This is a genomic window from Flectobacillus longus, assembly GCF_030056705.1.
In the GTDB taxonomy this organism is placed as follows: domain Bacteria; phylum Bacteroidota; class Bacteroidia; order Cytophagales; family Spirosomataceae; genus Flectobacillus; species Flectobacillus longus.
Genome location: NZ_JASHIC010000010.1, coordinates 166,841 through 188,014, shown reverse-complemented (window position 1 = coordinate 188,014; position 21,174 = coordinate 166,841). Strand labels below are relative to the sequence as shown.

Genomic DNA, 21,174 nt, shown 5'->3' with positions numbered 1-21,174 from the left:
ACAAAACATCATGAAAACTTCAAGCATTTTAGCAAGTGTCTTGTTGCTGGCATCGCTATGCACAAGCTGTACAAAAGACAACTCAGATCCTAAGCCAGAAGAGCAATCAGTAGCAGGCGAAGTATCTGGTACTTGGAAAAAAGGTAGCATCGTTCAAGTAACTGGGGATATCATTGTTCCTGCGGGAAAAACCTTGAGCATCGAAGAAGGCGTAACTGTAGTAATGGACACAACGGCAAAACCTGAAATTATTGTTAATGGTAATTTATACGCTTCTGGAAGTGCTAGTAGTCCTATTAAATTTACCGTTCCTGAAACGGCACGTACTGCAAAATACAACTATGGTAAGCTTTGGGGTGGTATCTTGGCTAGCAAAACTTGTGCTGAATTAGTATTGGACAATGTGATTTTGGAATACGGTGGTTCGACTACAACTGAGGCTTCTACTTCAGTGAAATTAGGTCTTTATAAGGCATTAAGTGGCGAAAATGTGCCAGCGCTTTGGTATTCAAATGTATCTGGTAAATTGGTGGTTGTAAATAGTATTTTCCGCCATTTCAACGAAGATTGTACTTATTTGGAAGGTGGTAATATTATTTTCTCAAATAATAAGTTTTACACAACAGGTGTAACAGGTGGCGAAGCCATCAACATCAAATCGGGTTGTATTGCTGATGTAGCCTATAATTTGGTTTATAGCACTAATACCAACGCACTTAAGCTATCAAATGCAGGTGACCGTACACCACAAGCTTATGTGGTAGCATACAACAACACCTTGATGAATACAGGATGGAGACGTCCAACGATTAAAGGTGGTTCTATCTGGATTGAAGCTAGTGTGCGTGCAGATTTGTACAACAACCTTTTGGCTAACTGCCGCTTCGGTATCAAACGTGACGTAAAAAAGCCAGAAGATACTCGTTCGGTTATTCAAAACAACCTGTACTATGGCTATAATCAAACTACCGTAGACCAGTTCCAGCCGACAGCTGAGATTGCTTCAGGGACAAACGAAATCCGTGGTACAAAAGCGGGTGATAATGATCCAAAGTTTGCGAACTACCCATTATCAACAGATGTCATGAACGCAGACTACAATAGCTCATGGGATTTCTCGTTACTATCTGGCTCGGCAGCTCTTAACAAGGGTATTACCACATTTACTCGTAATTTCAAAACAGGTATTACTGCCAACGGCAAAACATACACTTCCCCAGAACCAGCTAATTACATTGGTGCTTTTGGAGGGAAGTAGTTGCTTATGAGGGGATAGGGTATAGGCAAGAGGCATCAGTAAAATTAGCTATGTGAACTAAGCTTTATTATTCTAAATACTGATGCCTAGTGCCTCACCCCTCACCCCTATAATTCCCAAAACCAACTTATTTCATGAAACTTCTCTTTAAATTATTATCCTTGAGCTTGATTGTTTCGACTGTTGAAAATACTTGTGCTCAAACGATTATCAAACCCGTTGTTATTACTGATTCTGTTAAACATGATACCGACGATCCTGCCATTTGGATTAACCCTCAAAACCCTAGCAAAAGCTTAATTATTGGTACCGATAAAAATCAAGATGGGGCACTATTTGTTTTTGATTTACAGGGAAAAATACAGTCAAAAAAGGTAGTGCGAGGACTCAAACGCCCCAACAACGTCGATATTGAATATGGTTTGAAAATTGGAGGTAAAAAAGTAGACATTGCTGTTACTACAGAGCGAATGACTCACCAATTACGTATTTATTCATTGCCCGACATGAAGCCTATTGACAATAGCGGTATTCCGATGTTTGAAGGTGAAACAGGAACAGAGTTTCGTGATTTGATGGGGATAGCTTTGTACAAAAATTCTAAAGGGAAAATCTATGCTATGGTAGGTCGCAAAAACGGTCCTACAACGGGTGGATATATCTGGCAATATGAATTATCGGATAATGGTAAAGGACAAGTAAAAGCTACTTTTATTCGAAAGTTTGGTAGTTATAGCGGCAAAAAAGAAATTGAATCCATCGCTGTAGACGATGCGCTAGGCTATGTCTATTATTCGGACGAAGGTATTGGTGTGCGAAAATACTATGCCGAGCCTTCAAAAGGCGATCAAGAGTTAGCGCTTTTTGCCACCAAAGGTTTCTCTGAAGATCACGAAGGAATTTCGATTTATCAAACTTCAGCTCGTAAAGGCTATATTCTTGTCTCTGACCAAGGAGCCAATCAATTCCATATTTTCCCGAGAGAAGGTTCTGTACAAAATCCTCACGAACATCCAGAATTAAAGGTAGTAAAAGTCGAAGCCAAGCAAAGTGATGGCTCAGACATTACGGCTATTCCTTTGAATAAAACCTTCAAAAAAGGATTATTTGTAGTCATGAGCGATGACAAAACGTTTCATTTTTATCGTTGGGAAGATATTGCTGGAAAGGACTTGAAATAACGTTCAGATTTCTAAAACTGTACCCCCACAAGACTTTTAATACCAATAAAGCCCCGTACTTGAAAATAGGTACGGGGCTTTATTAGTATTAAATATTTCAAAAAACTTAAGTTAGTAGGTAAAATTAAAATAAATTTTACCCGCTTTAAGCTCTAGGCTTTATGCGGTAGGCAAAAAGTTAAATAGTATGTCTCATGAAGTAATAGAAACTTTTTGCCTAATGCTTACGGCTTAGAGCCTAAAGCGTATTAATGCAATTTTATTTTGCATTAATACTTAAGTTAGTAGGCAAAATAAAATTTAAGATTGGGCTTTGGAAAAAAGCATGGCTGTGGTTATTAAAAAACATTTTAACACTCTTTGCCTTGTGCCTGTTGCCTAGTGCCTAAACACATAAATTAAATCTTATTCTGCACGATTACTTATAAAATCTCTTTGATTTCTGCTTTATTGGCTTCGTTTACCATCAAAATCAATTCAGCGACTAAGCCTGTCCAACCCGTTTGATGAGCCGCCCCCAAACCTTTTCCATCATCGCCATGGAAATATTCGTAGAATAATACCAAGTCTTTGAAATGAGGGTCAGTTTGCATTTTTTCGTAATTGGCATACATTGGTCGTCTGCCGTTTTCGTCTGTTCTAAAGATTTTGATTAGACGCTCTGCCAAACTCAATGCTGCTTGTTTGATGCTTACCATATTACCCGAATTAGTAGGATATTCTACTTCGTAATCATTTCCATAATACGACTGGAATTTCAACAAGGAGTCAATTAGCAAGAAATTCATTGGCATCCAGATAGGTCCACGCCAGTTGGAGTTACCCCCAAACATACTTCCTGTAGATTCGGCTGGGGTATAATCTACCCTAAATACCTCATTGTGTACACGGAACTGGTATGGATTTTCGAGGTGATATTTTGACAATGAACGAACGCCATGTTCTGACAAGAATTCGTTTTCATCAAACATCTTTTTCATAATCATCTTCATACGGTGACCACGTAGGATTGCTAACAAACGGTTTTCTCCTTTTCCTGGCTCATACCAGCGGGAAATCAAACCTGCCAAATCTGGTCGGTTAGCCAAAACCCAATCCACACGACGTTTAAAGTCTGGAAGTTTTTCCAACATTTCTGGCGTAAGAATTTCTACAGCAAAAAGAGGAATTAACCCTACCATCGAACGGATTTTGAGCAACATACTCTGTGAGTTTGGCATGTGAAGCATATCATAATAAAACTGGTCTTCTTCATCCCAAAGGCTAATTTCTGAGCCTCCCAACATTTGCATTGCACCAGCAATATGCAGGAAGTGTTCAAAAAATTTAGAAGCCATATCTTGATATACTGGACGCTCAACAGCAATCTCACAGGCAATACGAAGCATATTCAAGCTATACATTGCCATCCAACCCGTACCGTCTGCTTGCTCCAGACGTCCGCCTGTTGGTAAAGTTGCCGAGCGGTCAAATACTCCGATGTTATCCATTCCAAGGAAGCCTCCTCCAAAGATATTGTTTCCACCTTCATCTTTGAGGTTTACCCACCACGTAAAATTGAGCAATAATTTATGGAAAACACGTTCTAGGAATTTGACATCCCCTACCCCATTCATTTCTTTATCTATCTCATATACGCGCCACGTTGCCCAAGCATGCACAGGAGGATTTACATCCGAAAATGACCATTCATACGCAGGAATTTGCCCGTTGGGGTGCATATAATACTCACGCAATACTACGGCTAGCTGACGTTTTGCAAAGTCAGGGTCTAATCTAGCAAGTGGAATGGTGTGGAAAGCCAAATCCCATGCTGCAAACCAAGGATATTCCCATTTATCGGGCATCGAAAGGATATTGGCCGCATACATGTGTCGCCAGCCTGAATTTCGACCAAATTTCCGATTGTCCGAAGGCTTCGGCATTGTAGGGTCGCCTTTAATCCACTCGTTGACATTATAATAATACCATTGTTTTGTCCAAAGCATCCCTGCATAAGCTTGGCGCTGAATTGAACGTAACTCTGGGTCTTGTACGCTACTTTGCAATTCATCGTAAAACTGATTTGCTTCACGAATACGCTTATCCATAATGTCTTCAAAACCACCAAATGGTTCTGAAATAGAGTGGTCGGACAAACGCAAACGAATCGTCACACTTTCGCCTGCTTTTACCACTCTGGTGTATCGTCCTGAGGCTTTTGTCCCAATGTTATTAGGATTTACAGCCGCTTTGTTTTTATTGACAATATATTCGTTGATACCATCTTTGGTGTAAGGCACATTATTAGCTACACCATGCAAGCGTTGGAAGTTGGTTTCGTTATCACAGAATAATAATTCATCCGCCTTTTCACAATACAATTTATAGTGTCCTACACTTTTGTTGTCCACTTCAATTACTTTGTTTGACACACCAGTCAACATTGGTTTATACTTGAAGTTTTCGTATCCCCAACACCAAGTATTTCTAAACCAAATAGTTGGCAATAGGGTAATTGGAGCTGGTTTACTACTACGGTTATGCGCCGTTATTTTTATTAAAATATCTTGTTCATCCGATTTTGCATATTCGATAAAAACATCAAAATACTCGTCGTTATCAAAAGTTCCTGTGTCAAGAATTTCGTATTCTGGCTCTAATCGTGAGCGTTTACGACTTTCGTCTACCAGTTTCGAATATGGAAATGCCGCTATAGGATATTTGTACAGCATTTTCATATATGAGTGCGTAGGTGTTGAGTCAAGGTAGTAATATAACTCTTTTACATCTTCGCCATGGTTCGATTCGTTGCCTGTCAGTCCAAAGAATCTTTCCTTCAAAATGTGGTCATTATGGTTCCACAAAGCAAGTGCAAAACAGATATACGATTTGTTATCCGAGATACCACCGATGCCTTCTTCGCCCCAACGATAGGCTTTTGAACGAGCCATATCGTGTGTTACATTATTCCAAGCATCTTGATTAGGAGAATAATCTTCTCGTACCGTTCCCCATTGACGGTCAGACAGATATGGCCCCCACTTTTTCCATCCTTTATTGTCGGCACGAGTTTTTAACCTTAATTTTTCGGCACTTATTACTACTTTACTCATAAATTCTCAATTTCGGGATATAACTAACTTCTATCTCGCTAAAAGCTAGTGGTGTTATGGTATAATTAATTTGATTAGTTCAAAGTTTTCTGCAAGAACTTGCTCATGTTGTATAAAACATTGCAAATCTTTTCAAAGATAAAAAAAATGCCTCAACCTTTTAAAAGTTGAGGCTTTTTAATCTCTTTATATAGCTATTTGTACTGGCTTTTAAGTAGATATGCTTACTTTACTCGAGGTAAAATTTTACGTTTGAATATATGTAAAATAAAGGTTTTACCCTCTTTTATTTCTTCATAAGTATCCACTAATTCCCATCCTTGACGGTCCATCAAATTAAATATTTCGACTTTACTATTAAAAAATAAAGGCTTTCGGTTAACATCTGTTACCTCTTGCTCTCTTGGAGAATTACCCTGTCCAAAATCAAGAAAAACAGATAATTTGGTGGCAAGCCAAGCTTTTTCGGCCTTGATTGTAATGTAATTAACATTTCGGATGGCATTTAATGACTGACCATTTACATAGATTGTCTGTGCTTCGGCAAACATAATTCCTAATAGCCAAAAGCAAAAGGCAAACACAATTTTTTTCATTGTAGGTTGAGTTAATAATGGTTTACGAAAAAGTATATGAAGAATTAAAAGGAGTGCTTGGGGCTTATTTGATGCTTTTTTACATCATGAATCCTTTGAGTTAAGCTTCAAAAACCTCAAACGAGTATAGTTCGAAATATTCTACAAGTTAGAAGATTCTTCAGTTTTTACAAGAAACTTTTATCATTTTCGTAGGTTTTGGTATCGAATCAGATGTAAAAATAAAAGACCGAACGTTTTTCGGGGGGCGTTCGGTCTTTTCTCTGTTAAAGTTTACAATTCGATAGCATGAGATGAATTATTAACTCGTTACAAAATTGGTAATAATTACTCATAAATAAAATAAGTATTATTACTTAATTTAATAGTTCATCACTAGAGAAAGTAAACTAGAAGATAGATGCTGAAAAAGGAGGCTTTGTAAAAGCTCGCTCAAATGTGTATATTTATAATAGTCTTCATCTATAAATATCAATCTACATGCTACAAAAAATCAAACGTAACATCGCGCCTATTGTGCTTAATGCTGCTCTTTTCTTCGGTATTTGGATGCTTCTGTTCAAAAAGCCCGATTACTTAGCTATCTCGGTCAAAGACGTTCAAAAGCCTCAATTTTACGTTGACACCTCTGCTACTTTCCATGACTTTGTGAGTTTACCCCTAAAAATAGAAGGGGAGCTAGATGCGCCAGCCTATATCGAGATTCGTGATTATGATAATCCAAATTATATTGTAGATAGAATCAACCTGAAGGCGGGAAAAACTGCCCTAAACTATAGAACTGACTACTATGGAAGAGGCTTTTTAAGAATATCTTACAAGCCTTATGGTGTCAAAAAAGGACATTTAGTAATTAAAGTGGCTACTATATAAAAAATAGAGACGCCAAATTTGGCGTCTCTATCACATATCTTTACTTCAAACAATCTCTTCCTCAAAGGCAATGAAATTAACGAGTTTTTGATGCTCGTTAAAAATAGGCTCTATGCGAACATCGCACCAATAGGGTTCGCCATCTTTGCGGTAGTTGATCAGTTTTCCTTCAAACTTTTTTTCCTCTAATAAACAAGCTTTAATCGCTGATCTTGTAAGTGGGTCGGTTTCTTTTCCTTGTAAAAAACTAGGCTTTTTTCCCAAAGCTTCTTGTATCTGATAGCCCGTCATATTAGCAAAACCATGATTTACCCACTGTATGGTTTGTTGAACGTTGGTAATGACTACAGCATGTTGAGGGTCTTGAATAAAATCTCGGAAATGATACAAATCGAAATCCCATTTTCGCACGTGCGCCATTCGGCTCACGCACTCATATTCATGCAGTAACGCATCGCTGAGTCTTGCAGGGCGACGCATAAACTCCATACCTGTCAAAATGGGCATAGAGGTATTTACACTTGAAAAAGTGTCGCAGAAAGTTTTAGGGCTAAGTTGCATCATGGTCTTCAAAATGGGTTTTGATTAGAGACTTTATACAAGTGTTGCACAAACATTGTCCTCCATATTTATTTAAACTCAACTGTCTCAATTGTTGGGTTTGCTCATAAGTCAATGTCACTTGTTGACAATCGCACTGTGCTATATCGTCAACTTTGCACTGAAATGGTTGTTGGCAACGTGGACAATGGGTGTGTATCTTCAACATTCTACCAATGTTAACTCTAAAAAATGATAATTGTTATGAACTAATTTTTCAACTTGAATAACATCAATCGGATATTGAAACAAAGGACAATCTAATACTACAGTATGAAACTCTCCATTTTCACCGCAAACATCCACGCCTTTTGCTTCCAAATCCGCTACCGTTTGAGTATCAATAATTCGTCCTAAAAACGATTCACCCAAGGTATCATTGCAAGATACAATCATGGTTTTGATACCAGCCGAAATCATGGCAAAAACCAATGTTTTACGGTCTTGTTGCCAAAGTGGCAAATGGCAATTGAGCTGTGCCTCGGCACAAACTTTCTCTTCCCATTCACGATGTGGTTGTAGGTCTATATCGCCAAAAACCGCATCAGTTAGTTGGTATTCTTCAGTCAGAGACTTGAGACGAGCGATATACTTTTCGGTATAATTTTCCCAAGAAGTACTAATCGTAACACTCGGACAGCCTATTGCTTTGGCTTGAGCTTCCAAAATAACAGGGCTCAAACCATGCGAACGTGAGCGGTCGCCCCATTCGTTGAGTGTCGTAAAAATTACGGTAGGTCGTTGATTCATTTGCATCAAAGCAAAACAAGAATCTTTTCCACCAGACCAAGAACAAAGGAGGTTCATTTTTTGAGGGTAAAGGCACCAGGCAAGAGGCACTAGTGGTAAAATTACGGGCTGTAAAATATCGAAGCATTAAACAAATCCTTAATTTTTTAGGCTAAAACTTATTGCTTTTTGCCTAATGCCTAGTGCCTGTTTTTAAAACTGCAAACTCAAACCAATACTTGCGTTAAATTGACGGGTTTGGTAGCCTGTTATTTCTACAAATTTGGTATTCAAAATATTTCTCAAATCAGCGTATGCTTTGATTTTTGAATTGATGCGATATTCACCATAAACATCTAATAGCTGATACGCATCCAAATCTACGTTAATAGATTTGAATTGCTCATTATCATAGTAGGTGTCCTTACGAGCACCAATGCCTCTCAAAGTTGAACTTACATATAATTTTGAAGTAGCCTGATAACCCAAGCTCAAGGTAAAAGCATTTTCTGGACGACGAATCAAGTTTTTGTAAGTGGTGTCGTTTCCTGCCACTTTAGTAGTCAATTCTCCAATTTGGTGCGTATAGGTAGCCGACATATTGAACTTGCCTAATTGCGCTTGAGCGTCCAATTCCAAACCTTTACTTGCTTGCTTATTAAAATTAACATACTTGCCATAAGGCGCAGTAATGATTGACTGGAAAATAATCACATCGTTGATGGTTGTATTAAAATATACAGCTCGGAAATAGGATTGTTGGTTATTGCTAAACAACTGGAAACCGCCTTCTTGCGTGAATGATTTTTCAGGATTCAAAGCTGTATTTCCGTAAGGAGAATACAATTGATACAAAGTCGGTGACTTGAAACTTGAGTAGAAGTTAGCTAGTACCTTTAAGTTTTTACCCAATAAATAATAAGGATTGAGCGTGTAGGTAAAATTATTTCCGTACAAAGAATGATGATTGTAACGTCCTCCTGCTTCAGCACCAAAACCACCTAAGTTATTCAAGGTAAATGATGTGTAACCACTCACTTGGTTTACATTGGCCAAATCATCACTCAATGGAGCATCCTCATAAGGTCCCCAATCACTGATAGATAAATAGGTTTGACTCATTTTCTGGGCACGGTATTCTGCACCAATCAACCATGTTACATTTTTACCCAAACTCCAACTGCCATATAATTCTGCATAGTTGGTTTTGGCTCCATAATTACTAGCTGAATACTTGTCATACGCATCTGGAGCAACATAATTAGAATCGTTGATATAGCTACGTTTGAGGTCGTTATAATGGTAATTAGCCACTAATTTGCCTCCTCCCACAAAATATTCTGCTCCTACTCCTATTTGTGTGCTTCGGCTATTGGCTACAAAGTCTTTATCATCGCTAAATGCACCGTTATCAATGTCTGCACGATAAGTTTCGTGTGTTATAAAAGCTTTAGTTGTAAGGTTTGTACCAAATTTTTGCTGAAACTGAGCACGAAACGCATCTTGATTAAAAGCATCTTTTTCGTTCAAATTATCATCTTTTTTATTGGCAGCTTGCGAAATACCCTTTGAATACAACTTGGTGTAAGCCAAAGAATAGCTAGAGTTTTTATTTAATGTACCGCTCAAATTCAAAGCTCCCTTCCAAGTGCCATAACTTCCACCAGAAAGATTAGCTTGTGCACTAAATGGCTTACTATCTGCTTTTTTACGAATAATATTTATTACTCCACCTACGGCATCCGAACCGTAAAGGGTGGATTGTCCTCCTTTCAAAATCTCAATTCTTTCGATTTGGTCTATTGAAATAACGTTTAAGTCAAAATAATTACCAATCGTAGAAGGGTCGTTCAATGGAATGCCATCCATCAGCAACAGCGCATATCCGTTGCTCAAGCCTCTTATACTTACTTCTTGATTTGCGCCAAGTGTTAATTGCGAACCTACTACCTGCATGCCTACTTGTTGGTTGAGTAGCTCTCCCAGCGACTTGCCCACATTGCGCTCCAAAATTTCTTTGGAAATAACGGTTAAAACTTTTCCTGTTTGTAGTTGCTTTTGAGGTACTTTATTGGCAGTAACTACTACTTCATTAAGGTTTGTCACATTGTTTTGAGCCATACTTAGGCTTGCCACACAAAGTAATCCTGAACAGAAAAATAAAGATTTAAACATTGATTTGATGATTGTTTTCTTCCCTAAAGTTAACACTCGTGCCTATAGGATAGACTCAAATGAATTGACATTAAAAGGCAAGAAAATGAACAGAAAAGCGAACGCTCAGCAACAACTCATCCACCGTAAATTGTACCAAGAATAGATAAAAAGGCAGGTCTCCTGACTTGTTTCATCGACTTCGAGCCTTCCCGCCCGACGGGCAGTGGCCATGAAGATTGAATTCGACATTATTGAAACTTACAGTTGCGGGGACAGTCTAGGTATTGCACCTAATTCCCTATTAAGCTTTAACACTTCGTAGATTTGAAGTATAAAGCACCTTTATCTGCTACAAAGGTAGTGAATTGTGATTGAGGGAATTAATGAATTATGAATTCTTTTCCATTTTAGGGTCGTATTGTAAGTCTAATTTGTGCTTATTCAAATAGGATTAAAAAATTATCATAGCCTAAAATTTATCCTATTGTTTAACTTTACTGTTGTAAAATATTCAGTCAAAATCGCCTTATGGAATTCAGAACGCCAATAAAAATAGAAAAATCACCCTTTCAAATACAACTTCAGTCCAAGGTATTGACAGTTGGTTCATGTTTTGCACAGGTTATCGGACAAAAGCTTGAAGAAAACAAAATTGCTACCGAAGTTAATCCTTTCGGGACGTTGTTTAACCCCATGTCGATATTCAAACTTTTGAATCCTAACTACCAACAAGCCGACGAGCGACTGTTTGTACAGCATCAACAAACATGGCTGCACTATGATTTTCACTCGCATTTTTTTGCTTCTCAGCAGGAATCTCTAAAGGAATTGCTGAATAATAACTTAGCAAAAATTCAGATTCAGCAATACGATTTCTTGGTTTTAACCTTCGGAACGGCATTTGTGCATCAGCTCAAAACTACACCAAGTTATGTGGCCAATTGCCATAAAATGCCCGCAAGTTTATTTGAAAAGGATTTATTGAGTGTGAAGGATATTTGTAAAAAGTTTGCAGAGTTACACAAAGCAATAACAGAATTAAATCCTTCTCTAAAAATCATTATTACTGTTTCGCCTGTGCGACATACCAAAGAAGGACTTGCCGAAAATCAATTGTCGAAATCAATTCTTCGAACGGCCTGTCATTATCTCAGTGCTGATTATGACAATGTCACGTATTTCCCTTCCTACGAAATCATGATAGATGACCTTCGAGATTATCGTTTCTATAAAGCAGATATGATTCATCCGAACGAAGTAGCAGAGCAATATATTTTTGAACAGTTTGTAAAAACCTATTTTTCAGATGACGTACAAGCTTTTTTACCCAAATGGCAACAAGTCAAAAGAGCGTTAACTCACAAGCCTTTTGATATTACGTCCGAAGCTCATCAAAAGTTTTTACAAAATGTTTTAAAGCAACTAGAGGCTATAGAAAGCCAAGTAGATATATCGGCAGAGAAACAGCAGGTTTTAGCACAAATCGTGAAAGAGGTTAATCGTTAACTGTATATTCGTTATTTGTATTGACAAAACTTGAAGGAGAATTTTAACACTCACTCAATAAAAAATCACTAAATAAAAAAGCCCCAGAGGTTAGCTGGGGCTTATCAGAGCTTCAAAGTTAAATAGTTGTTTTGAGTTTAGTAAATTAATCAAATTGGTACTTTCATAGTTTGTCACTTATGGTGACCCTAAAATTTTATCGTTTTAAAAATTCGCTCTGAAAATATCTTTAGAATCTCCTACTTTTCAGTCTTCAATTCTTTTTTTAATTTCTTAGTTGTACTTGCTTATAAAGATTGTTTTTGGATATTGCTAACCGCTTAGCTTCACAAATGTAATAGCATTTTTTGAATAAAATATAATTTTAACAATTTTTTTTTAAACAAAATAAACAAGAACGTTTAAGTTATCTTTTTATACCAAAAACAATTCTTGAATTAATACTAAATTATTTATAATATAAAATTTACGTCCTTAATAGTAATTTGGGCTAAAATACACTCAGAAGGCAGATATTGACCTGTATAAAAAAAATAAATCCTTTCCCTAAAAGAGAAAGGATTTAAAAATTATCCAAAAACAATCTCAAAAAAATTAAGTCCCTTTCGGTAGGCCTAATATTTAGGTTGAAGGTCGAAACCTTCGGTGTGCATTAAACCATTTCACTTATTTTTCTAATACCACGATAGAATTTACGAGGTATTTATCATTAGCGGTACGAAGGTTATACACCTTTTCGACCGTACGATAGTCTGAATTAGTTGAAAATACTTTGTAGCGATTAAAGGTATGCATATCGCTATTGTACATCAATACTTGTTCACCCACTTTCAACTTACCTAATTTGGCATGCCCATTAGTAGTAAGCACAGGATGGTTGGCTGTACCTTCCAATTCTGTTAATTGAAAAAGTGGTTGTGTCGAAGCAAAAGCTTGATCTTCGGCATCGCTCAACAATACTTTTACAAGAGCAAAAGATTTGTTATCATGTTCGATTACTTCATCTACAAGCGTTGTTTCAGCTTTATTAGTTACAGTGTTATAAGACATCACAACCTCACCAGCTTTTACTTCTGCTATCGACTTTTGAGAACCGTCGGCCATTGTTACGACAGCCGTCTCTGGAAAGCAGTATTCGTATTTATCTTCTGCGCCATGTTCTGCACCCGAAGCACCTCCTGTAAATTCTTTTGCTAGTACAAAGGCTACACAAGATGAAAACCCATTAATGGCTTTTTCCCCATCTTTTAGATCATCGATGTATTTGCCCCAAACTTCTTTTTCAGCCATTGGATTGGGTACTACTAAGCTGATTTTTTTACCATCTTTAGGCGTTGTAAAAACCATCAAAGAGCCCATTTCCTTCATTTCGGCAGTTTCTAAAACTTTGTATAAATATATACGACGCTCTTTTCCATCCGAGAATTTGAAGACGTATGGCGGGTTACTGTTATCCAATACGTAAGCTCCCTCTTTAATATATGTATCCTTGTCTGGATTTTTAACTGCAATTTTCTTAAGCGCATCATAATCAGTGTTTTTGATTCCCACTTTAGCTACTTCTTGAGCCTTGGCGAAAAGAGTTGAGCAAACTAATCCGAATACTAACAATACTTTTTTCATACTGAATAATTTTAGCCTTCAATAATGAGGCACTTGATATAATAACAAGTGTTTGGAAAATTTTATTTACCTCAGAAATAACTCATCACTACTGAAAGTATATGTAATAGTTATTTGAAATACAGTGCTATTAAATCAAAATTATTTTACAATTATAAATATAATAAATTATTGATTATCAAATAATAGTATCTCAAATTTTTTAAAATAATTTTAACTAATTAAAGAAACAAATTAAAAAATTATGATGCATTGACACGACGATGGATTTGGTCTACTACCGCTTTAGCCGATTCTAATGCACCAGCCATCCAAGCTGTAAGGTGAGTGGTGTGCTCTCCTGCCATATAAATCTCGTCATCAGGCTTAATCAAGGCTGGATATAATCTTTTGCGTTGAGCATCTGTGTACTCCGCCCAACCTCCTTGCGAATACGGGATTTTTTGCCAAGCCAACGAAAAGGAACTTTCAAATTCGGTGGCATATTGCGGGTGAATTTTACCTCCTTGTTCCAAAGCTGCTTTTTCTCTTTCGGCGATAGATAAATTACCCATTTTGAGTGCTCGGTCATGAAAATTGTAATAGCCTTTCAACAAACCTTTTTTACCCATAAAGTTGTAGGAAGGATAAAAAATTTGGGTAATATCCATGTTGGTACGAGAAATACCACCAAATATTTTATCATCTTCTTCCCAAAATCGACGCTTAAATTGCAAACCAATTTTACCTGTATTCATGTAAGAAGTAAAATCTGCTGCACGACGAATATCCGATGAAAGGTCTGTCTGTACATTTCGTAATACTGGCAAAGGAATCGTACAAATACAATAATCTGCTTTGAGTTCCTTTTCTTGTCCAGTTTTGTCTTTATACACTATCCGAACGCCCGGTTGGGTTTTACGGATTTCTTTTACTTCGGTTTGATATTGTATTTTTCCTTCAAGGCGCTTTGCAAATTCATACGGAATAGCATCCATTCCGCCAACGGGCTGTAACATGACTGGTTGCTGATTGAAGGTATATTCGCTTACATTCGAAAATGCAGGGTGAAACAACCCTCCAGCAATGATATCGTGCAACGAGTGAGGTTCTGCCAATTGTGGGATTTGATCTCCATATCCGCCTTGTCGCAAATACCCGTGTCGTTCAGAGCCTTTGTATTTTTTGGTAATATCCAAATCGCATTCCTCTTTCAGATAAGCAATGAGTTTGTCGATATCCTCCTTGGTCAAATCTTGGTCTAGGGCTTTTTGGTCAGCTGCCTTTGCCAATAACTCCCCTGTATAACCACGAACATCAGCATGTATTTCACGAATTTTTACTCGTTTGTTTGCCAAAGGACCTGTTCCATTATCGCTGTAGTAATAAGCACCCTCGTTCATATTCATGAATATTTCGAGCGGAATATTAAATTCACGACAATAATGGAGCGTCGTTTCGTGATTGTGCGGAATACGTGCCGCACCACCGTTTAAATAAAGTCCCTTATCGAATTGAGCCGTTTGTGAAGGACCTCCAATTTCAGTTTCTGTGGTGCCACCTCTTACAGTCCAAACACGTCCACCTGGGCGACTGCGTGCTTCTAATACTGTAACCTGATAGCCTAATTTTGTTAACTCATAAGCCGAACATAAGCCTGCTAAACCAGCTCCTAGGATAATAATTTTTTTATCGGCCTTTCCTCTTTGCAAATCCAAGGGTTGTGAATTTGCTTCTGGAATCATTCCTAATCCTAATAATGTCAAATAGCTAGCAGCACCTGTTCTTTCTATAAAATCTCTTCTCGTCATAATGTTGTGTCTTAATAATTGAAATGCTTGATTTGTATTTTGTTGAGAAACAATCTTTGATTTTTTATTAGAAAAAAATATTAAAAATAAGAAAATCAACTGGTTACTCAACAATCCAAATCGGTGACTTTTATCAATTATCTAAGAGGCGATTTTCGAGAAAGCTTCAGTAAATGCCTTCATTTCGTCCATGGTTCCAATCGAAACACGGCACCAATGTTGGTGGTCAAATTCCCATCTTCTTACCATAACGCCCTCAGCCATAAGTTTGCTCATGAGGTCTTGTCCTTTCATTTTGATTGGGAACAATACAAAGTTGGCTGAAGAAGGAACGTAGTTATAACCAGCCTTGGTCAAGAAGTCATACAGATATTTCTTTGACTCGGCAGTATTAGTTAAGGTCAATTGTTGAAAATCTGTGTCTTTTAACGCTGCAATTGCTGCTGCAAAAGAAGGAACCGAAATATCAAAACCTCCAGAGCAATATGGTGCAATTGTTTTTAAGATTTCAGGTTTGGCAATGGCATATCCCACACGCAAACCAGCAAAAGCATAAAGCTTAGACATGGTACGCAAAATCAATACATTTTTACCTGCATTAATTGATGCTACCATACAATCTGTTTTAGGATTTTTGGCATAATCGATATAAGCTTCATCCACCAAAACTGGTGTTTTGTCAGAAACTTTGTTGATAAATGCTGTTAGTTGGTCAGCTGGCAAAATCGCCCCTGTTGGATTATTAGGATTTGTGATATACACCAAACTTTGTGAGCCGTTTAAACGACCTGCAATAGCATCCAAATCATATTGAAAATCCTTGGTCAATGGCACTTTCTCCATCGGGATCTTTTCTTCATTACCTGAAATGTAGCATGGGTCACCACAAATAATCTTTCCTTTCAAACCATAAGCTACCATCGATGCTGTCAACAACTCAGAAGAACCAGCACCCAATAAAATATGACTTTCTGGTACACCTTCTTTCTCTGCAATCAACTTAATCAACGCCGAGCGACTCTGCATACCATAGCGATTTGATGCACCAACAGCCTCAATCAATGCCTCCTTAGTTTTTGCCGAAGGCCCCCAAGGATTTTCATTAGCACCCAAACGAGCCTTCATAACCACGGGAGGGTTGATTCCTATCAGTGATTTTTCTAACTGAAAATCTGGTGACAAGCTCATTTGCAATTCTCTTCTTACAAGAGGATTTGCTTGTGCACGCTGGATATAGGTTGAAGCTACGCCCAAACCTGCGGTGGCTATAAGACTTTTTTTGAGCCAATCACGGCGATTGATATTGAATGACATGGTAAGACGTTGTTTTTGAAGTGATTTGCGTAATGATAGTCTATTTATGAAAAAGTAAAGCAGTATTTTAACAACTGTTGTGAGAGTATCCTAGAAAGTCGAATAAGCAGAAAATTGCGAAGGACGCCCTTCTAGAATACTCACAAACAACATGAACAAGCATTAGGCTAAAATCCATGCACCAAAATAGGCACCGATTGCTGCCAACAACATTTTAAGGTAGTCTGAGAGTTTGAGTACTGTTTTCATAACACGTCTTAGTTAGTAGTGAAACAAAGGATGGAGTACGGCTCTAGCTTGTTGATTATAATTTGATAGTTAAGGGAAAAAAATGAAACAGCATATAGCACTTTTTCAATAATACAAATTTATCAATAATTACAAAAATTGCATTAAATTAAACTTATTTTTTGCTAAATTTTTAAATAAAATCAAAAAATAGGTTTAGAAAAATAGCATATATCTTTTCATTTATGTAAAATTAACAAAAATAGGATTAAATCAAAACAATAATTAGAAGATATTTTGAGGCGTAAGAAAATGCAAATATTGTACTATTTGAATATTTTTTTGACCCACATAGTCTATATACTAAAGCTAAAGAGGGAAATAAAGGCGGGCATCGATAACACAATTTCTTTATTTTGATACATAGCTATATTTTATCGTTTTATGCGTCTTGAAGACAGTTGGCTAGAATCAATGCAACAAATGAGCTAAACTCAATAACAATAAAAAGACCTGTAAAATAAAACTTCACAGGTCTATTAACTATGTAGCTCGGCAAAAGCTGATAAGATTGTAATCAAGTAAATTTTATAAAATGGGTTTAAATAATGTGAGATTTCCAGATAATTACACCAATCATCTGTCATAAACAAGGCGTTGCATGTTATAAGCGAAGGATTATCGCAGTGTTTCGAAGACCATGGCATTACTTATTAAGCACTAACCAATGTCAACAAAACAAATAACATAATTAACACCACTGGAGGCAATTTGTCTAAATGTTTCATAACGTGTTTTTTAAGGGTGAATACTGATTTTGATATGGTACTGATTTATAGAAAAAACTTTATTTTGAAAACTATTAATGCAAGTAACATTGAGGACGGGTTCCACTTGATTAATAGGTAAATTTTATACATTGTAGCAATCTGGAGATTATTTGAACGATATAATTGGTCTAAGAAATAATACTTAACAGGTACGTTTATTTATTTTAAATACTTTTCCAAAATCAATATTATATTTTGTGTTTTCGAAAAAAGCATATACTATTTTACAAAAAAATTATAAAAATCAAAATATAATTTCAAAATTTTATACGTTTTTCAATTTATTCTTTGAATTGACATATATGTTAATTTTTGAAATTAAATTATTCGAAGAATTTATAATACAAAACCATCAGTCGAGTATTTTTCATCAAAAATCAAAAAGTATTATCACCTTCAATACCGCCATAAGCATTTGTACTTAAGATAGTTACCATATAGTTACTGCTCAACAACGGTAAAAATTATAAATTGCACTTTTATAGTTTTATCAAAGCACCTGTAAATAACCAATTGCTTAATTTTTACTTTTAGTATAGCTATTTTACAACTGAAATAGATATATTAGGGAAACCTTCTATCCTAGAAGACTATCACTTCGTTGTAAACAACTTTTACTTTATGCAAAAAGACGATATCGAATTACTAAAATACCCGATTGGACAGTTCGAAAAACCCAATGAAATCACAGAATCTATACTAGCAGAATGGATTCTTGACATTAAAAGGTTACCCAAACAGCTTACAGATGCTGTTGAAGGACTCAACAAAGAGCAATTAGCAACACCATATCGCCCTGGCGGTTGGACTGTCAGACAAACAGTACATCATGTGGCCGACTCGCATATCAATGCCTATACAAGATTCAAATTAGCCTTAACAGAAAGTATTCCTACGATAAGACCCTACGAAGAACAACTTTGGGCAGAGTTATATGATGGCAAAAATGCCCCTATCGAATGGTCATTGGCTTTATTGGAAGCGCTACACTTGAGATGGGGGATGTTATTGGAAAACATGACAAAAGCTGATTTTAATAAGCAATTATTTCATCCCGCTACCCGTCATACCAATCCCTTGAACGTAATGGCAGGCATGTATTCGTGGCATGGACGTCATCATGTAGCACATATATTGGATCTGCGAAAACGGATGAATTGGTAAAAACGGTATCATAACAAAACACGTTATTTCTTCAGGGATTTTCTGCTCAAAACGGTTATTTGCGTTCTATCACCTATATATTCGTATAGGTTTAGAAGTTTTTTCCTATCTTTACCTGTTTTTGCAAAATTCATCAACTAAAAAACTAAGCACTAATCTCGGTCTAATTACATAAAACATGGAACGCTTTACAGGACTAATCGGAGTTGTATTGATACTAGGAATCGCCTATTTGATGTCGAACAACCGAAAGGCAATCAACTACCGTACAGTTGGTGTGGGACTAGGTTTACAAGCCTCACTAGCTATTTTTATTTTAAAAACTGACCTTGGTCAAAACATTTTCCAATGGCTTGGCGAAAAAATCAAGCGCCTATTAGAAATGTCAGACAAAGGTGCCGAGTTTGTATTTAGTCCATTAGTAAAGCAGGAGCTTTTGGGTAAAGTATTCGGTCCAGAAAATGGATTTATCTTCTTTTTCAAAGTAGTGCCAACGATTATTTTTGTGGCGGTATTAGTAAATATCTTATACCATATAGGCTTGATGCAGCGTGTAGTTGCGGTAATGGCCAAAGGCATGAAATGGTTGATGGGTGTAAGTGGTGCTGAGGCGGTATCGAACGTAGCAAGTACGTTTGTAGGACAGGTAGAAGCCCAAATTATGATTAAACCCTACCTTAAAGGCATGACCAATTCGGAGCTTTTGGCTTCGATGACGGGTAGTTTTGCCTGTATTGCAGGTGGTGTAATGGCTACTTATATTGCATTGGGAGTTCCTGCTCAGTATTTGTTGGCGGCTAGTATTATGGCCGCGCCTGGGGCTTTGGTGATTTCAAAAATCGTAATGCCCGAAACAGAAGAATCAGAAACGCAAGGTGTAGTAAAATTAAAGGTTGAAAAAGCTCACGTTAACCTAGTCGATGCCATTGCTGGTGGTGCTAGTGATGGTTTAAAAGTGGGTATGAACGTTATCGCCATGTTGATTGGTTTTATTGCTCTTATCGCATTATTAGATTTAATTTTAGGTAAAGTTGGTTTTATGATTGGTTTGCCAGAGTTGAGTTTCAACTTTATCTTGGGTAAATTGTTCGCCATTTTTGCTTGGGCAATGGGTGTGCCTTCCAAAGATATTGAAGCTGCGGGTGCCTTGATGGGTACTAAAATGGTAGTAAACGAATTTGTAGCATATCTTGACTTGATTAAGCAACAACATACTTTAGCGCCAAAAACAATTGCTATTACCAGCTTTGCCCTATGTGGTTTTGCAAACTTTAGCTCGGTAGCTATCCAAATTGGAGGTATTAGTGAGCTAGCGCCTAGTCGTCGTGCTGATTTAGCTAAACTAGGTTTCAAGGCACTAATTTGTGGGACATTAGCAAGTTATCTGTCAGCTACTTTAGCAGGACTTTTGTTGTAAAAGAAAGTTATTATCAGTTACAAGAATAGACTCATAATCAGAAGGATACAATTAATATATACCGCATATATATATTATCAAAAAGGCGTTCGAAATTAGTTTTTCGAACGCCTTTTTTGATTAATAGTCAATAGTAGCTTAAAATAACCATTCATTCAATCTCCAATTCACTCAATTAGTCAATTGACATCAAAGGAAACTCTCCACGATCATGGCGTTCGGCCATATCAACATAATGTTGAGCACCAAGCTTCATCTTTTCAGCTTGTTCAGGAGTAAGTTGACGAATCACCTTCGCTGGCGCCCCTACAGCCAAGGAATAATCAGGAATTTCCATTTTCTCTGTCACAAGCGCATGTGCACCAATAATACAGCCTTTCCCTATTTTGGCTTTATTCAAAACGGTAGCTCGCATACCAATCAGTGAGCCGTCACCAACTACAGCACCATGTACAATAGCCCCATGACCGACCGTAACAGAGTCACCAATAATAGTAGGATCGCCCGGGTCGGCATGTAATACCGAAGTGTCTTGAATATTGGTATTGTCACCGATTATGATTATTTCCACATCTGCACGAATCACAGCACCATACCAAACCGATACTCCTTTCCCGAAGGTAACATCTCCCATCACCGAAGCATTTGGAGCAATAAATACTTTTTCCATAGTTTTTGTTTTAAATTACAAAAAGACATTATGCCATTTCTAACAAAACTTGTATTTAGCTTTTCAGAAATTATGATAAATCGACAACCTATTACCGATTCTTGCTTTTCAGGATAACAAATACCAAGTATAATGTTAAATTT

The 21,174-nt window shown here is 37.0% G+C and carries 16 protein-coding genes and 1 riboswitch; of the genes, 6 read left to right on the top strand and 10 right to left on the bottom strand.

The features are described 5' to 3' along the window. The first annotated feature begins 10 nt into the window (after positions 1–10). The gene (locus tag QM491_RS08785) at positions 11–1,258 is read left to right on the top strand and encodes a right-handed parallel beta-helix repeat-containing protein (RefSeq protein WP_283327126.1); all 1,248 of its coding nucleotides are present in this window, start codon (positions 11–13) and stop codon (positions 1,256–1,258) included. A gap of 134 nt (positions 1,259–1,392) precedes the next feature. After that, complete coding sequence (locus QM491_RS08780) at positions 1,393–2,439, top strand: phytase (RefSeq protein ID WP_283327125.1); 1,047 nt, start codon at positions 1,393–1,395, stop codon at positions 2,437–2,439. A 422-nt stretch (positions 2,440–2,861) separates the two neighbouring features. On the opposite strand, the gene QM491_RS08775 is transcribed toward QM491_RS08780, so the two are convergent. Together QM491_RS08775 and QM491_RS08770 are read right to left on the bottom strand one after the other, a co-directional pair. Continuing rightward, positions 2,862–5,534: an MGH1-like glycoside hydrolase domain-containing protein gene (locus QM491_RS08775; RefSeq protein ID WP_283327124.1), complete on the bottom strand. Its 2,673-nt coding sequence runs from the start codon at positions 5,532–5,534 to the stop codon at positions 2,862–2,864. Between the two features lie 224 nt (positions 5,535–5,758). Beyond that, the gene (locus tag QM491_RS08770; RefSeq protein WP_283327123.1) at positions 5,759–6,130 is read right to left on the bottom strand and encodes a hypothetical protein; all 372 of its coding nucleotides are present in this window, start codon (positions 6,128–6,130) and stop codon (positions 5,759–5,761) included. Between the two features lie 480 nt (positions 6,131–6,610). Here QM491_RS08770 and QM491_RS08765 point away from each other — a divergent pair, with 480 nt between their 5' ends. Further along, positions 6,611–7,003, top strand: coding sequence for a hypothetical protein (locus QM491_RS08765; protein WP_283327122.1), 393 nt, complete (start codon positions 6,611–6,613; stop codon positions 7,001–7,003). A gap of 45 nt (positions 7,004–7,048) precedes the next feature. Here QM491_RS08765 and QM491_RS08760 read toward each other — a convergent pair whose 3' ends face one another. From QM491_RS08760 to QM491_RS08750, 4 genes are all read right to left on the bottom strand, one after another. Then, positions 7,049–7,567, bottom strand: a complete 519-nt coding sequence (locus tag QM491_RS08760) for a PAS domain-containing protein (protein ID WP_283327121.1) — start codon at positions 7,565–7,567, stop codon at positions 7,049–7,051. Then, positions 7,554–7,772, bottom strand: coding sequence for a cysteine-rich CWC family protein (locus QM491_RS25525; protein WP_374761248.1), 219 nt, complete (start codon positions 7,770–7,772; stop codon positions 7,554–7,556). Before QM491_RS25525 ends, QM491_RS08760 begins: the two co-directional genes overlap by 14 nt. Further along, positions 7,766–8,410, bottom strand: a complete 645-nt coding sequence (locus tag QM491_RS08755) for a Dph6-related ATP pyrophosphatase (protein ID WP_283327120.1) — start codon at positions 8,408–8,410, stop codon at positions 7,766–7,768. The genes QM491_RS25525 and QM491_RS08755 overlap by 7 nt, the downstream gene beginning before the upstream one ends. 135 nt (positions 8,411–8,545) lie before the next feature. Next, positions 8,546–10,507 carry a TonB-dependent receptor plug domain-containing protein gene (locus QM491_RS08750; RefSeq protein ID WP_283327119.1) on the bottom strand — a complete coding sequence of 654 codons (1,962 nt, stop codon included), beginning with the start codon at positions 10,505–10,507 and terminating at the stop codon, positions 8,546–8,548. Between the two features lie 135 nt (positions 10,508–10,642). After that, a riboswitch (cobalamin riboswitch) is annotated at positions 10,643–10,848 on the bottom strand. Positions 10,849–11,017: 169 nt separating this feature from the next. Here QM491_RS08750 and QM491_RS08745 point away from each other — a divergent pair. Next, positions 11,018–11,995 (top strand): GSCFA domain-containing protein, encoded by a 978-nt coding sequence (locus QM491_RS08745; protein WP_283327118.1) that lies wholly within the window; start codon positions 11,018–11,020, stop codon positions 11,993–11,995. 666 nt (positions 11,996–12,661) lie between these two features. On the opposite strand, the gene QM491_RS08740 is transcribed toward QM491_RS08745, so the two are convergent. The 3 genes from QM491_RS08740 to QM491_RS08730 all read right to left on the bottom strand — a co-directional run bounded on the left by QM491_RS08740 (position 12,662) and on the right by QM491_RS08730 (position 16,722). Then, positions 12,662–13,618, bottom strand: a complete 957-nt coding sequence (locus QM491_RS08740; RefSeq protein ID WP_283327117.1) for a Hint domain-containing protein — start codon at positions 13,616–13,618, stop codon at positions 12,662–12,664. Between the two features lie 242 nt (positions 13,619–13,860). Next, entirely contained in the window at positions 13,861–15,408 is a 1,548-nt protein-coding gene (locus tag QM491_RS08735) for a flavin monoamine oxidase family protein (RefSeq protein WP_283327116.1), read from the bottom strand. 141 nt (positions 15,409–15,549) lie between these two features. After that, a complete protein-coding gene (locus tag QM491_RS08730) occupies positions 15,550–16,722 on the bottom strand; it encodes a pyridoxal phosphate-dependent aminotransferase (protein ID WP_283327115.1) in 1,173 nt (390 codons plus the stop codon). Between the two features lie 1,679 nt (positions 16,723–18,401). Between QM491_RS08730 and QM491_RS08725 the strand changes: the two genes are divergently transcribed. Both QM491_RS08725 and QM491_RS08720 read left to right on the top strand, forming a co-directional pair. Further along, positions 18,402–18,944 carry a YfiT family bacillithiol transferase gene (locus QM491_RS08725; protein WP_283327114.1) on the top strand — a complete coding sequence of 181 codons (543 nt, stop codon included), beginning with the start codon at positions 18,402–18,404 and terminating at the stop codon, positions 18,942–18,944. A 178-nt stretch (positions 18,945–19,122) separates the two neighbouring features. Next, a complete protein-coding gene (locus tag QM491_RS08720) occupies positions 19,123–20,361 on the top strand; it encodes a NupC/NupG family nucleoside CNT transporter (protein ID WP_283327113.1) in 1,239 nt (412 codons plus the stop codon). A 175-nt stretch (positions 20,362–20,536) separates the two neighbouring features. Here QM491_RS08720 and QM491_RS08715 read toward each other — a convergent pair whose 3' ends face one another. Then, positions 20,537–21,031, bottom strand: coding sequence for a gamma carbonic anhydrase family protein (locus QM491_RS08715; RefSeq protein WP_283327112.1), 495 nt, complete (start codon positions 21,029–21,031; stop codon positions 20,537–20,539). Positions 21,032–21,174: the final 143 nt, after the last annotated feature.